The organism is Pseudomonas sp. B1-22 (assembly GCF_050474425.1).
Taxonomy (GTDB): Bacteria; Pseudomonadota; Gammaproteobacteria; order Pseudomonadales; family Pseudomonadaceae; genus Pseudomonas.
In genome coordinates this window covers 387,519-400,327 of record NZ_JBCHVH010000002.1, presented here as the reverse complement: position 1 = coordinate 400,327, position 12,809 = coordinate 387,519, and the positions used below count along the sequence as shown (strand labels likewise).

The following is a 12,809-nucleotide window of genomic DNA, read 5'->3' as shown; positions in this document are numbered from 1 at the left end:
GCGACTCGATGAACCTGTCCGACCCCAAAGAACTGGCGACCCTGCTCGAAGGCATCCTCCTGGCGGCCGGCAAGCCGCTGTCGCTGGAGCGCCTCGGCGAGCTGTTCGAGGAGGCCGAACGGCCGGAGCCGCAGCAGTTCCGCGATGCGCTGGCGGTGCTGTCGCTGTCCTGCGCCGGTCGGGCCTTCGAGCTGAAGGAGGTAGCCACCGGCTACCGCCTGCAGGTGCGCGAGAAGCTCGCCCCCTGGGTCGGCCGCCTCTGGGAAGAGCGCCCGCAGCGCTATTCCCGTGCGCTGCTGGAGACCCTGGCGCTGATCGCCTACCGCCAGCCCATCACCCGGGGCGAGATCGAGGAAATCCGTGGCGTCGCGGTGAACACCCAGATCGTCAAGACGCTGATGGAGCGCGAGTGGATCCGCATCGTCGGCTACCGCGAAGTCCCCGGTCGCCCGGCCATGCTCGCCACCACCCGCACCTTCCTCGACTACTTCAACCTCAAAAGCCTGGAAGAACTGCCGCCGCTGGCCGAGCTGAAGCTGATGGAGCCCGAGCCGCAGCCGATCCTCGAAGACATGGCGCCAACGGTCAGCCTGCCGGGTCCCGAGGAGTACGACGAGGACTACATTCCGCCGTCGCTGCAGGCGCTGGCCGACCAGGCGCTGCGCGATGCCGGCGAGGAGCCGGAACCCGCGCTGCCGGAGGAAAAACCGGAAGAAACCAGCTTCCGCAGCCTGCTCGCCGAGCTGGACGAGATGGAGCAGGGCCTGAAGACCGACTTCGACGACCTCATCGACCTGCCGCCAGCGGACGCCGAGGACAATGGCGTGGATGCCGATTTCAGCGGCGTCTTCGGCTTGCCTGAGGTCCAGCCGCAGGACCCGGCGCCGGAAGACACCGAGGAGCCTGCCGCCCCTGAACCCGCGCCGGCCGCCACGCCCCCGGCCGCCGAGGCCGAAGAGGAGTGGGACGAGGAGCGCGCCCTGCGCGAGGCGATGCTCGAGGAAATGGAGTTCAACGCGCGCAATCGCGACCATTGAGGCCGCTCTTCCCAGCAGATCAGCGGCGCTTTCCAGCCGTTCGGTGATTGACTTCCGCCTTCGGCGCGACGACCTTATGTGCCGCGTTCGAAAGGCGCTGGCGGCAACACCCGGGGGAGCCGCCGGAATCCCCGTCCCTTCGACGACCCTCGATAACAATCCACAGTGGCCCGGCGCTTCGCGCAGGCTGCTGAGTACCCATATGAAAACAACTCCAATCAGCCGTATCTGCTGGCTCGGCCTCCTGCTGGGCCTCAATAGCGCTTCGCTTTCCGCCGCCCAGGCGCCCGCCGCCGCACCCGCCGTGCCGCTGCCTGGCCAGTCGAAGGATGCCTTCATCGACAGCCTGATGCAGCGCATGACGCAGGAAGAGAAGATCGGCCAGCTGCGCCTGGTCAGCGTCGGTCCCGACCATCCCAAACCGGTGCTGCTGGAGGAGATCGCCTCCGGTACCACCGGCGCGGTGTTCAACACCGTGGTGCGTCCGGGCATTCGCGACCTGCAGGATGCGGCGATGAAGAGCCGCCTGAAGATCCCGCTGTTCTTCGCCTATGACGTGGTCCACGGCCATCGCACCGTGTTCCCCATCGGTCTGGGCCTGGCGGCGAGTTGGGACCTGGCGTCGATCGAGCGCAGCGCCCGCGTTTCGGCCATCGAGGCCAGCGCCGACGGCCTCAACCTGACCTATTCGCCCACCGTCGACATCGCCCGCGACCCGCGCTGGGGCCGTGTCTCCGAAGGCTTCGGCGAAGACGCCTGGCTGACCAGCAAGGTCACCGCCGCCGTGGTCAAGGGCTACCAGGGCAAGGGCCTGGACCAGCCGGAAACCATCATGGCCGGGGTCAAGCACTTCGCCCTGTACGGTGCCGGTGAAGGCGGCCGCGACTACAACACCGTGGACATGAGCCCGCAGCGCATGTTCCAGGACTACCTGCCGCCGTACCGTGCGGCCATCGATGCCGGCGCCGGTGCGGTGATGGTCTCGCTGAACAGCATCAACGGCGTGCCCGCCACCGCCAACAAGTGGCTGCTGCAGGACCTGCTGCGCGGCCAGTGGGGCTACAAGGGCCTGACCCTGAGCGACCACGGCGCGGTGGGCGAGCTGATCAAGCACGGTGTAGCCGCCAACGAGCGCGACGCCACCCGCCTGGCGATCAACGCCGGCGTCGAAATGAACATGAACGACGACCTCTACGGCAAGCACATGCCCGAGCTGCTCAAGGCCGGGCTGATCAGCCAGGCAGAGATCGACCGCGCCTGCCGCGACGTGCTCGCCGCCAAGTGGGACATGGGCCTGTTCAAGGACCCTTACCGCTACCTGCAGGGCAAGGACCCGGTGGATACCGACGCCGAGGAGCGCCTGCACCGCGCCGACGCCCGCGAGATCGCGCGCAAGGGCATGGTCCTGCTGAAGAACCAGAACGGCGTGCTGCCGCTCAAGCGTGACGGCGTGATCGCCCTGGTCGGCCCGCTGGCCGACAGCAAGCGCGACGTGATGGGCAGCTGGTCCGCCGCCGGCAAGGCCTTCCAGGCGGTGACCGTACTCCAGGGCATGGGCACCGCGACCCGTGGCAAGGCCGCATTGCTCTATGCCAAGGGCGCCAACGTCACCGATGACCAGGAGATCATCAAGTACCTCAACGAGTACAACGAGGACGTCAGCGTCGACTCCCGCAGCCCGAAAGAGATGATCGACGAGGCCGTGGCCAAGGCGAAGCAGGCCGACGTGGTGGTGGCCGTGGTCGGCGAGGCCCAGGGCATGGCCCACGAGGCGTCGAGCAAGACCAACCTGCACATCGCGCAGAGCCAGGTCGAGCTGCTCAAGGCCCTCAAGGCCACCGGCAAGCCGCTGGTACTGGTGCTGATGAATGGCCGCCCGCTGGACCTGCGCTGGGAGAGCGCCAACGCCGACGCCATCCTGGAAACCTGGTTCAGCGGCACCGAGGGCGGCAACGCCATCGCCGACGTGCTGTTCGGCGACTACAACCCGGCCGGTAAGCTGAGCATGACCTTCCCGCGTTCTGTGGGCCAGGTGCCGATCTACTACAACCACCTGAACACCGGCCGCCCGTTCGACCATGAGCACCCGAACAAGTACACCTCGCGCTACTTCGACTCGCAGAACGGCCCGCTGTACCCCTTCGGCTACGGCCTGAGCTACACCGATTTCAGCGTCTCGGACGTGAAAATGTCGGGCAGCAAGCTGAAGAAGGGCGACCAGCTCACCGCCAGCGTGACCGTGAAGAACACCGGCAAGCTCGCCGGCGAGACCGTGGTGCAGCTCTACCTGCGCGACGTCGCCGCCTCCATCAGCCGTCCGGTGAAGGAGCTCAAGGGCTTCAGCAAGATCATGCTGCAGCCGGGCGAGTCGAAGGTGGTGCAGTTCCCGATCCGCGAGGAAGACCTGCGCTTCTACGACAGCCAGCTGCGCTATGCCTCGGAGCCGGGCGAGTTCAAGGTCTACGTCGGCCTGGACTCGGACAACGTGAAGGAGCAGAGCTTCACGCTGCTCTGAACGTCACTCGCTGCCGCAAACGAAAACGCCACGGCTCATCGAGCCGTGGCGTTTTTCTTTATTCAGGCCGCCGTGTTCGCCAGCTTTCTGGCCCGGCGCCCGTTCATCCAGCGCAACGCACCCTGCACCAGCACCGACAGCAATGCCGCTTCGGCGAAGCTCTGCAGGGTGTCGACCTGCGGCAGCCGCAAGGCCAGCCACAGGCAGAAGGCGCCGAAGGCCGGGCGTCCAGTGACCATGCCGCGCAGCAGGACGATGACGAAGCCCGCGCCATTGAGCCGTTGCGACGATACGCAGAGCACGATGGAAAGCAGCGGGAACACTGCCAGCAGGCCGCTCCAGCTCGGCCCGGCCCAGCCGGCGAGGGCGGTGACGGAGAGCGTCAGCACGGCACCGGCGAACATGCGCAGGCCCAGCTCGAAGCGGCCGATGGGCGAGATGACGGCCGGCAGTTCCGCGCGCGGCATGAACCATTGGCTGGTCAGCGTGCCCAACGCCGCAGCGCCCAGTGCCCAGGCGGGCAGGACCGGCAGTTGCGTCAGCCCCCAGGCGGCGACCAGCCAGGCGAGCATCGCGCCGCCCAGCGCCAGCGGCCACGCGTGGCGTCGGCAGATCCAGGCATAAGTGAAGTTGAACGCTTCCGAAGCGAAGATCGCCGCCAGCGCGAGCAACGCGGCCTGGGCGCCGAAGTCGCGGCCGTGCTCGATTGTGATCAGGTAGAGGATCGGCCCGGTGATCGCGGGCAGGGTGGCGAGGCAGCCGGCGACGGCAGGCCCCCACCAGCGGCCGGAGAGCGAGATCAGCAGCAGGAACAGCGGAACCAGGGTGAGCTTGAGGGCGAGCATGGGGGCGGCGGATGCAGGTGGACGGCGGATTCTAGTGTGTGGGGCGCATAACGCGAAGCGTTATGTGCCGTTGCTATTGTGCTCTGGCTGTTCGCGAGCAAGCTCGCTCCTACGAAGAGCGTACGCTCCGCCCTTGTAGGAGCGAGCTTGCTCGCGAACCCCGGCGGCCGAAGAGCCTCAGCCCCGATACGGCCCCGAGTAGAGTGCGCGGAGGACGTTCCGACCAATGCGGCCGAATCCACTGATCGCCAGGCGTATAGTCATGGAGGTCGTCTCTTTTCTTTTGTTGTGGTAAAAAACATTAAATTTCCGCTTCGAAGAAAAGTAATCGCGCTTTATTCGAAGATTATGTTGTAAAAACAACAACTGATAGTCTGTAGGAGAATGCTGCCATGCACCCCCGTGTGCTCGAAGTCACCCAGCGCATCCAGGCTCGTAGCGCCGCCACGCGACAGCGCTACCTTGATCTGGTCAAGGCAGCCGCCACCAAGGGCCCGCACCGCGGCACGCTGCCCTGCGGCAACCTCGCCCACGGCGTCGCGGCCTGCGGTGAGTCGGACAAACAGGCGCTGCGGCTGATGAACCAGGCCAACGTCGCCATCGTCTCCGCCTACAACGACATGCTCTCCGCGCACCAGCCGCTGGAGCGCTTCCCGGAGCTGATCAAGGACGCCCTGCGGCAGATCGGCTCGGTCGGCCAGTTCGCCGGCGGCGTGCCGGCCATGTGCGACGGCGTGACCCAGGGCGAGCCGGGGATGGAACTGTCCCTGGCCAGCCGCGACGTGATCGCCATGGGCACCGCCATTGCGCTGTCCCACAACATGTTCGACGCGGCGCTGTGCCTGGGCGTGTGCGACAAGATCGTCCCCGGTCTGCTGATCGGCTCGCTACGCTTCGGCCACCTGCCGGTGGTGTTCGTGCCCGCCGGCCCCATGCCCACCGGTATCTCCAACAAGGAGAAGGCCGCGGTGCGCCAGCTGTTCGCCGAAGGCAAGGCCACCCGTGAGGAGCTGCTGGCCTCGGAAATGGCCTCCTATCATGCGCCGGGCACCTGCACCTTCTACGGCACCGCCAACACCAACCAGCTGCTGGTGGAAGTGATGGGCCTGCACCTGCCGGGCGCCTCCTTCGTCAACCCGAACACCCCGCTGCGCGACGAGCTGACCCGCGAAGCCGCCCGCCAGGCCGCGCGCCTGACGCCGGAAAACGGCCAGTTCGTGCCCATGGCCGAAATCGTCGACGAGAAGGCCATGGTCAACTCCGTGGTGGCGCTGCTGGCCACCGGCGGCTCGACCAACCACACCCTGCACCTGTTGGCCATCGCCCAGGCCGCTGGCATCCAGCTGACCTGGCAGGACATGGCCGACCTCTCCGAAGTGGTGCCGACCCTGGCGCGCATCTATCCCAACGGCCAGGCCGACATCAACCACTTCCAGGCGGCGGGCGGCATGTCCTTCCTGATCCGCCAGCTGCTCGATGGCGGCCTGCTGCATGAAGACGTGCAGACCGTGGTCGGCAAGGGCCTGCGCCGTTACGTGCAGGAGCCTTTCCTCGAAGACGGCAAGCTGGTCTGGCGCGAAGGTCCGGCGGCGAGCCTGGACGAGAACATCCTGCGCCCCATCGACAAGCCGTTCTCCCCCGAAGGCGGCCTGCGCCTGATGGAAGGCAACCTCGGCCGTGGCGTGATGAAGGTGTCCGCCGTGGCGCCGGAGCACCAGATCGTCGAGGCGCCGGTGCGCATTTTCCACGACCAGGCCAGCCTGGCCGCCGCCTTCAAGGCCGGCGAGCTGGAGCGCGACCTGGTGGCCGTGGTGCGCTTCCAGGGGCCGCGCGCCAACGGCATGCCGGAGCTGCACAAGCTCACGCCCTTCCTCGGCGTGCTGCAGGACCGTGGCTTCAAGGTAGCGCTGGTGACCGACGGGCGCATGTCGGGCGCGTCCGGCAAGGTGCCGGCGGCGATCCACGTGTCCCCGGAAGCGCTCAACGGCGGCCCGCTGGCCAAGCTGCGCGACGGCGACGTGGTGCGTGTCGACGGCACCACCGGCGAGCTGCGCGTGCTGGTGGATGCGGCGGAATGGGAAGCCCGTCCGCTGGTGGAAACTCCGGTCATCGATAACCTTGGCATGGGCCGGGAACTCTTCGCCTTCATGCGCCAGGCCTTCAGCCCGGCGGAGCAGGGGGCCTGCAGCTTCACCGCCGAACTCAACGGCTCGATCTGAGACGCGCGCCCGCGCGCGCGATGGAGTGACCGTCGCGCGGGTGGGCCCGGGTCGATGTCCTATGCTGGCATGAGCCCTTTCCCACAACTTCCAGGCCGAGCTCGCCATGAATTCCAGCAACGCCCAGAACGCTTTCGCCCTGGTCGGCGACATTGGTGGCACCAACGCCCGCTTCGCCCTGTGGCGCGGTGAGGTACTCGAATCCATCCAGGTCCTGGCCTGCGCCGACTATCAGCGTCCGGAAGATGCCGTGCGCGACTACCTGCAGCGCATCGGCCAGCCACTCTCCGCCATCCACATCGTCTGCCTGGCCTGCGCCGGGCCGGTGGGCGCCGGCGACTTCCGCTTCACCAACAATCACTGGGTGATCAAGCGCGACGCCTTTCGCGCCGCACTGGGCCTTAGGCATCTGCTGCTGGTCAATGACTTCAGCACCATGGCCTGGGCGGCCTCGCGGCTCTCGGAAGAGCACCTGGTGCAGGTGCGTCCCGGCAACGCGTTGGAGGGCCGGGCGAAACTGATCATCGGCCCCGGCACCGGCCTGGGGGTCGCCAGCCTGATGCCGCTGCCGGCCGGCGGTTGGGAGGTGTTGCCCTGCGAGGGCGGGCACGTCGACCTGCCGGTGACCTCCGAGCGGGATTTCGCCCTTTGGCAATTGCTGCGCGAGAAGTACGGGCATGTTTCGGCCGAGCGCGTGCTATCCGGCAGCGGCCTGGAAAACCTCTACCGCATGAGTTGCCAGATCGATGGCGTCGAGCCGCAATGCGCCACTGCGGCGCAGATCGGTGAACGCGCCATGAGCGGCGATGCCTATGCCGACGCGGTGCTCGAACATTTCTTCCTGTGGCTGGCGCGGGTCGCCGGCAACGCGGCGCTGACGGTGGGCGCGCTGGGTGGTGTGTACATCACTGGCGGTATCGTTCCGCGCTTCCTCGAACGCTTCCAGCGCAGCGGTTTCGCCGCAGCCTTCGCGGCACGCGGCAAGACCAGCGGGCCATACCTGGAGCAGGTGCCGGTGTGGGTGATGATGGCGGAGTATCCCGGTCTGTTCGGTGCTGGTGTTGCCTTGGAACAGGCCCTGCGGGCCAAATCCTGAGCCGGGCGGGCGGTGCGGGGCGCTTTTCGTTGGCGTGGACGCTGCGCGTGACTAGGCTTTGCGGGTAGAATCGCCGCCTTTCATCGAATGTAGTGAAACTACAGCCTCTTTACGCCCCGGAGTGTCCGGGCAGGGATTGGATCAGGACATCCGGATAATGCTCGAGCATCCGCTGCAGCGCTTTTTTCATTCCATGCGGGCCAAGCGCCCCTTCGACTGGGTGCGCTTCCAGCGTCGCGACCTGCTGCTGATCGACCATCCGCAGTGCCAGGCGGTATTCAGCCGCCAGGGCGCGCAATTGCTGCACTTCCAGCCGCGCGGCGCGCGCCCACTGCTGTGGTGTTCCAGCCAGTGGCCGAGCCTGAGCACGGCGCCCATCCGTGGCGGCATCCCGGTGTGCTGGCCCTGGTTCGGCAGCCATCCGGTCGAGCCCGACTGGCCCCAGCACGGCTGGGCGCGCCAGCGCGAATGGCGGATGCTCGACGCCTGGGCTGACGACAGCAAGGTGGTGGTCAGCTGGCAACTGGACGTCGAGGACTGGCATGTGCGCCTGGAGGCGCGCCTGGGCCAGGACCTGGATATCGAACTCTCCAGCTATCACGAAGATGACAGCGACTGCCTGTTCAGCTTTGCCCTGCAGCCTTACTGGCGCGTGGGCTCGCTGCGCCGCTCCGTGGTCCACGGGATGGAGCTGGACGGCAAGGCCAGCGGCCTGCCCAATACCTGGGCCCCTCGGGGGGCAGTCAAGCAGGTGCTCTACAACACGGGCGCCCTGGTGCTGGAAGATGCCGGCTGGCAGCGTCGCTTGCGCATCGACAAGAATGTCGGCGCCGGCAGCGTCATCTGGCACCCCGGTAGCCGCGTGGTGGAGCAGGTGGCGGCGGCCGAGGCGGATCGCTTCCTGTGCATCGGCGCTGCCGGCTATCGCGCGGGTGGGCTGATCCTGGCGCAGGGCGAGCGGATGCTGCTGAACCTGCGGGCCGGGTTGGTCTGACTGATCATGCGTAGGGCGTACAACCGTTCGCGGTTGTACGCCGATTCAGACCGATATCGTGGTCAAGCGGCGTATAACGCGGAGCGTTATACGCCCTACGTCTGGGCGTAATGCTTTGCGTAGGAGCGGACTCTGTCCGCGATAGGCTCGGTGCCGCTGAGGGTCATCCGGCGTCGCTGCAGGCCCATCAATCTTCCTCATCGAGCTGGTAGCGCGTCGGCACCAGGCTCTCCTTGATCCTGCGCAGGTGCGGCTGGAAATCCACACCGCGGCGCAGGGTCACGCCGGTGGCGAGCACGTCGAGCACGGTGAGCTGAATGATCCGCGAGGTCATCGGCATGTAGATGTCGGTGTCTTCCGGCAGCGGGATGTCCAGACTCAGGGTGCTGGCGCGGGCCAGGGGCGAATCGGCGGCGGTCAGGCCGAGCACCGAGGCGCCGTTCTGCCGCGCCAGGTGCGCCACTTCCACCAGCTCGCGGGTACGCCCTGTGTAGGAAATCACTACGAACAGGTCGCCGGTGTGCGCCACCGAGGCGATCATCCGCTGCATCAGCACGTCGCTGTGGGCCGACACCGCCAGGTTGAAACGGAAGAATTTGTGCTGCGCGTCCAGCGCCACCGAGCTTGACGCGCCGAGCCCGAAGAAATGGATCTGCCGGGCCTGGATCAGCAGGTCCACGGCGCGGTCGATCACCTTCGGGTCGAGCAGTTTGTAGGCGCTGTCCAGCGAGGCGATGGTGCTGCTGAAGATCTTCCGCGTGTAGGCCTCGGGCCCGTCGTTCTCGGCCACTGCCTGGGCGACGAAGGCCGCGCCGCTGGCCAGGCTCTGGGCCAGCTGGATCTTCAGTTCCGGATAGCCGCTCATGCCGAAGGAGCGGCAGAAGCGGTTCACCGTCGGCTCGCTGACGCTGGATGCCTGGGCCAGCGCGGCAATGCTGAAGCGCGTGGCCTGCTGCGGGTCGCGCAGTATCACTTCGGCGACCTTGCGCTCGGCCTTGTTCAGCTGTTCCAGACGGCTCTGGATCTGCTCCAGCAGGTTTTTCATCCGTGCTCCTTGGGCAATCGACGGTTGGCCGGGTAGGGGCGGCCAGCGGCGCTATCCTAACGTCAGGCCGGCAGGCGACCAACAACGGCGCGAAACGGCAAAAATATGTTGTTTAATTACTACATATTTGTCTTAATGCCGGCGTGGAAGGCTAACTATCGTTCAAAATTTGGTTGGTAACAACAAATGCCTGATGTCCGCGTTCTGCCCTGCACCCTGGCGCTGTTCGGCGCACTGGGTGATCTCGCCCTGCGCAAGCTGCTCCCCGCGCTGTACCAGCTCGATCGCGAGAGCCTGCTGCACGGCGATACCCGTATTCTCACCCTGGCCCGTGATGAGGGAGCAGGCGAAGCCCCGCTGGCCATCGTCGAACAACGCCTGCGCCTGGCGGTGCCGGCGAAGGAGTGGGATGAATCGGTGTGGACGCGCTTTCGCGCACGCCTGACTCACCTGAACATGGATTTCCTCGATGCCGGTTCCTATGCGGCGCTGGCCGAACAGGTCGGTGAGGAACGAACCCTGGTGGCCTACTTCGCCACCGCCGCTTCGGTGTTCGGCGGTATCTGCGAGAACCTCGCTGCCGTCGGCCTCGCCGAGCGCACCCGGGTGGTGCTGGAGAAGCCCATCGGCCACGACCTGGAGTCGTCCCGCGCGGTGAACGACGCGGTAGCGCGCTTCTTCCCGGAAAACCGCATCTACCGGATCGACCACTACCTGGGCAAGGAGACGGTGCAGAACCTCATTGCACTGCGTTTCGCCAACAGCCTGTTCGAGACCCAGTGGAACCAGAACAACATTTCCCACGTGGAAATCACCGTGGCCGAGAAGGTCGGGATCGAAGGCCGCTGGGGCTACTTCGACAAGGCCGGCCAACTGCGCGACATGGTGCAGAACCATTTGCTGCAGCTGCTCTGCCTGATCGCCATGGACCCGCCGGCTGACCTGACCGCCGACAGCATCCGCGACGAGAAGGTGAAGGTGCTGCGCGCGCTGGAGCCCATTGCGCCGGAGCAACTGGCCACCCGCGTGGTACGCGGGCAGTACACCGCCGGTTTCATCGACGGCAAGGCGGTGCCCGGCTACCTCGCCGAGGAAAATGCCAACCCCAACAGTGATGCCGAGACCTTTGTTGCGCTGCGCGTGGACATCCGCAACTGGCGCTGGTCCGGCGTGCCGTTCTATCTGCGTACCGGCAAGCGCATGCCGCAGAAGCTGTCGCAGATCGTCATCCACTTCAAGGAGCCGCCGCACTACATCTTTGCTCCGGAGCAGCGTTCGCTGATCAGCAACCGCCTGATCATCCGCCTGCAGCCGGACGAGGGCATTTCCCTGCAGGTGATGACCAAGGACCAGGGCCTGGGCAAGGGCATGCAACTGCGCACCGGCCCGCTGCAACTGAATTTCTCCGAGACCTTCCACACAGCCCGTACGCCGGATGCCTACGAGCGACTGCTGCTGGAAGTCATGCAAGGCAATCAGTACCTGTTCGTACGCAAGGACGAGGTGGAGTTCGCCTGGAAATGGTGTGACCACCTGATCGCCGGCTGGGGACGTCTGGGCGAACAGCCCAAGCCGTACCCGGCGGGCAGTTGGGGACCGCAGGCGGCTGTTGCCCTGATCGCGCGCGACGGGAGGGACTGGTATGGCGATCACTGAACCGAAACTGGCTGAAGGCATGGCCTGGACGACCTGGAACAACGCCGCGGAGCAGGCTCTCGGCCTGGCCGAAGCGGTAGCCGATGCCCTGCGCGAGGCGTTGAACGCGCGTGGTCACGCGCTGTTGGTGGTATCCGGCGGGCGCAGCCCGGTGGCCTTCCTCGAAGCGTTGAGCGGCGCCGAGCTGGACTGGTCGAAGGTGTCCGTCAGCCTGGCCGACGAGCGCTGGGTGCCCGAATCGCACCCGGACAGCAATGCCGGCCTGCTGCGCCGCCACCTGCTCAAGGGCATGGCGGCCAGGGCGCACTTTATCGGTCTTTATCAGCCGGCGGCCTCGCTGGACGAGGCGGCGGACAAGGCCGACCGATTCCTGCATGAACTGAGCCTGCCCATCGATGTGCTGGTGCTCGGCATGGGCGACGATGGCCACACGGCGTCGTTGTTCCCCGGCAGCGCCGGCCTGGCTGAAGCGCTCGACCCCGTGAGCACGCGCCGCTGCCTGCCGATGTGGGCACCGAGCGTGCCCCGTCAGCGCCTGACCCTGACCCGCGCCGTGCTGCAGGGCGCGCGGGTGCAGATCCTGGCGATCCAGGGCGAGGCCAAGCTGGCCACCCTGAGCCAGGCGCTCAGTGACAACGACGACCTGCGCATGCCGGTGAACGCGTTCCTGCGCGCGCCTCTTTCGATCCACTGGTGCCCCTGAGGCACGGAGTTACCGCAATGTCTGAACAACACATCCAGCAGATCGATGCCCTGGCGCAGCGTGCACGCATCCTGCCGGTGATCACCATCGACCGCGAGGCGGACATCCTGCCCATGGCGGATGCCCTTGCCGCTGGCGGGATCACCGTCCTGGAAGTCACGTTGCGGACGTCGCTGGGGCTCACCGCGATCCGCCAGTTGAGCGAACAACGCCCTGAGCTGCTGGTCGGCGCCGGCACCGTGCTCGATCCGCAGACCTTCCGCCAGGCGGAAGAGGCGGGGGCGAAGTTCATCGTCACGCCGGGTTGCACCGATGAGTTGCTGCAATACGCCATTGGCCGCCCTGTGCCGCTGCTGCCGGGCGTGGCCACTGCGTCGGAAATCATGACGGCTTACCGCTACGGGCTGCGCCGCTTCAAGCTGTTCCCGGCGAAGGTCTGCGGTGGCGTGGAAGCGCTCAAGGCCTTTGGCGGGCCGTTCCCGGAGGTGCGTTTCTGCCCCACCGGCGGCGTCGGCCCGGACAACCTGAATGACTACTACCGGCTGGCCAACGTGATGTGCGTGGGCGGCAGCTGGATGCTGCCCAAGGCCGCCATCGACAGCGGCGACTGGGCCACGGTCGAACGCCTGAGCCGCGAGGCGCTGGCGCTACTGGACACACACTGAGCTGTCCTGATCTGGACGTGCTCGGCCTTGCGCC

The 12,809-nt window shown here is 66.6% G+C and carries 10 protein-coding genes and 1 pseudogene; 8 read left to right on the top strand and 3 right to left on the bottom strand.

What is annotated here, in order from left to right:
* Positions 1-8 precede the first annotated feature (8 nt).
* Together scpB and bglX are read left to right on the top strand one after the other, a co-directional pair.
* On the top strand, positions 9-1,037 hold the full coding sequence (gene scpB, locus ACQ5BL_RS08700; RefSeq protein ID WP_243808839.1) for an SMC-Scp complex subunit ScpB: 1,029 nt from the start codon (positions 9-11) through the stop codon (positions 1,035-1,037).
* Between the two features lie 217 nt (positions 1,038-1,254).
* The gene (bglX, locus tag ACQ5BL_RS08695; protein ID WP_243808854.1) at positions 1,255-3,552 is read left to right on the top strand and encodes a beta-glucosidase BglX; all 2,298 of its coding nucleotides are present in this window, start codon (positions 1,255-1,257) and stop codon (positions 3,550-3,552) included.
* A 62-nt stretch (positions 3,553-3,614) separates the two neighbouring features.
* On the opposite strand, the gene ACQ5BL_RS08690 is transcribed toward bglX, so the two are convergent.
* Both ACQ5BL_RS08690 and ACQ5BL_RS08685 read right to left on the bottom strand, forming a co-directional pair.
* Positions 3,615-4,397 (bottom strand): hypothetical protein, encoded by a 783-nt coding sequence (locus tag ACQ5BL_RS08690; protein ID WP_243808838.1) that lies wholly within the window; start codon positions 4,395-4,397, stop codon positions 3,615-3,617.
* A 183-nt stretch (positions 4,398-4,580) separates the two neighbouring features.
* A pseudogene (locus ACQ5BL_RS08685) lies at positions 4,581-4,661 on the bottom strand (hypothetical protein); the annotation flags it as partial.
* 128 nt (positions 4,662-4,789) lie between these two features.
* Here ACQ5BL_RS08685 and edd point away from each other — a divergent pair.
* The 3 genes from edd to ACQ5BL_RS08670 all read left to right on the top strand — a co-directional run bounded on the left by edd (position 4,790) and on the right by ACQ5BL_RS08670 (position 8,706).
* The gene (gene edd / locus ACQ5BL_RS08680) at positions 4,790-6,616 is read left to right on the top strand and encodes a phosphogluconate dehydratase (protein ID WP_243808837.1); all 1,827 of its coding nucleotides are present in this window, start codon (positions 4,790-4,792) and stop codon (positions 6,614-6,616) included.
* A gap of 106 nt (positions 6,617-6,722) precedes the next feature.
* Positions 6,723-7,712 (top strand): glucokinase, encoded by a 990-nt coding sequence (locus tag ACQ5BL_RS08675; RefSeq protein ID WP_243808836.1) that lies wholly within the window; start codon positions 6,723-6,725, stop codon positions 7,710-7,712.
* 157 nt (positions 7,713-7,869) lie between these two features.
* Positions 7,870-8,706 carry a D-hexose-6-phosphate mutarotase gene (locus ACQ5BL_RS08670; protein ID WP_243808835.1) on the top strand — a complete coding sequence of 279 codons (837 nt, stop codon included), beginning with the start codon at positions 7,870-7,872 and terminating at the stop codon, positions 8,704-8,706.
* A gap of 187 nt (positions 8,707-8,893) precedes the next feature.
* Here the strand turns inward: ACQ5BL_RS08670 and ACQ5BL_RS08665 are convergent, their stop codons facing one another.
* A complete protein-coding gene (locus ACQ5BL_RS08665) occupies positions 8,894-9,751 on the bottom strand; it encodes a MurR/RpiR family transcriptional regulator (protein WP_207884242.1) in 858 nt (285 codons plus the stop codon).
* A 186-nt stretch (positions 9,752-9,937) separates the two neighbouring features.
* On the opposite strand from ACQ5BL_RS08665, the gene zwf reads away from it, so the two are divergent.
* Genes zwf through ACQ5BL_RS08650 form a run of 3 tightly spaced genes read left to right on the top strand, consistent with a single transcriptional unit; the run spans position 9,938 to position 12,775 of the window.
* Positions 9,938-11,407 (top strand): glucose-6-phosphate dehydrogenase, encoded by a 1,470-nt coding sequence (zwf, locus tag ACQ5BL_RS08660; RefSeq protein WP_207884244.1) that lies wholly within the window; start codon positions 9,938-9,940, stop codon positions 11,405-11,407.
* Positions 11,394-12,110 carry a 6-phosphogluconolactonase gene (pgl, locus tag ACQ5BL_RS08655; RefSeq protein WP_243808834.1) on the top strand — a complete coding sequence of 239 codons (717 nt, stop codon included), beginning with the start codon at positions 11,394-11,396 and terminating at the stop codon, positions 12,108-12,110. The genes zwf and pgl overlap by 14 nt, the downstream gene beginning before the upstream one ends.
* Positions 12,111-12,127: 17 nt before the next feature.
* Positions 12,128-12,775, top strand: coding sequence for a bifunctional 4-hydroxy-2-oxoglutarate aldolase/2-dehydro-3-deoxy-phosphogluconate aldolase (locus ACQ5BL_RS08650; RefSeq protein WP_243808833.1), 648 nt, complete (start codon positions 12,128-12,130; stop codon positions 12,773-12,775).
* The last annotated feature ends 34 nt before the right edge of the window (positions 12,776-12,809 follow it).

Excerpts from the sequence above, each read along its gene's own strand:
- scpB (WP_243808839.1), top strand. The coding sequence starts at position 9 with ATGAACCTGTCCGACCCCAAAGAACTGGCGACCCTGCTCGAAGGCATC.
- ACQ5BL_RS08690 (WP_243808838.1), bottom strand. The coding sequence starts at position 4,397 with ATGCTCGCCCTCAAGCTCACCCTGGTTCCGCTGTTCCTGCTGCTGATC.
- edd (WP_243808837.1), top strand. The coding sequence starts at position 4,790 with ATGCACCCCCGTGTGCTCGAAGTCACCCAGCGCATCCAGGCTCGTAGC.
- ACQ5BL_RS08675 (WP_243808836.1), top strand. The coding sequence starts at position 6,723 with ATGAATTCCAGCAACGCCCAGAACGCTTTCGCCCTGGTCGGCGACATT.
- ACQ5BL_RS08670 (WP_243808835.1), top strand. The coding sequence starts at position 7,870 with ATGCTCGAGCATCCGCTGCAGCGCTTTTTTCATTCCATGCGGGCCAAG.
- ACQ5BL_RS08665 (WP_207884242.1), bottom strand. The coding sequence starts at position 9,751 with ATGAAAAACCTGCTGGAGCAGATCCAGAGCCGTCTGGAACAGCTGAAC.
- zwf (WP_207884244.1), top strand. The coding sequence starts at position 9,938 with ATGCCTGATGTCCGCGTTCTGCCCTGCACCCTGGCGCTGTTCGGCGCA.
- pgl (WP_243808834.1), top strand. The coding sequence starts at position 11,394 with ATGGCGATCACTGAACCGAAACTGGCTGAAGGCATGGCCTGGACGACC.
- ACQ5BL_RS08650 (WP_243808833.1), top strand. The coding sequence starts at position 12,128 with ATGTCTGAACAACACATCCAGCAGATCGATGCCCTGGCGCAGCGTGCA.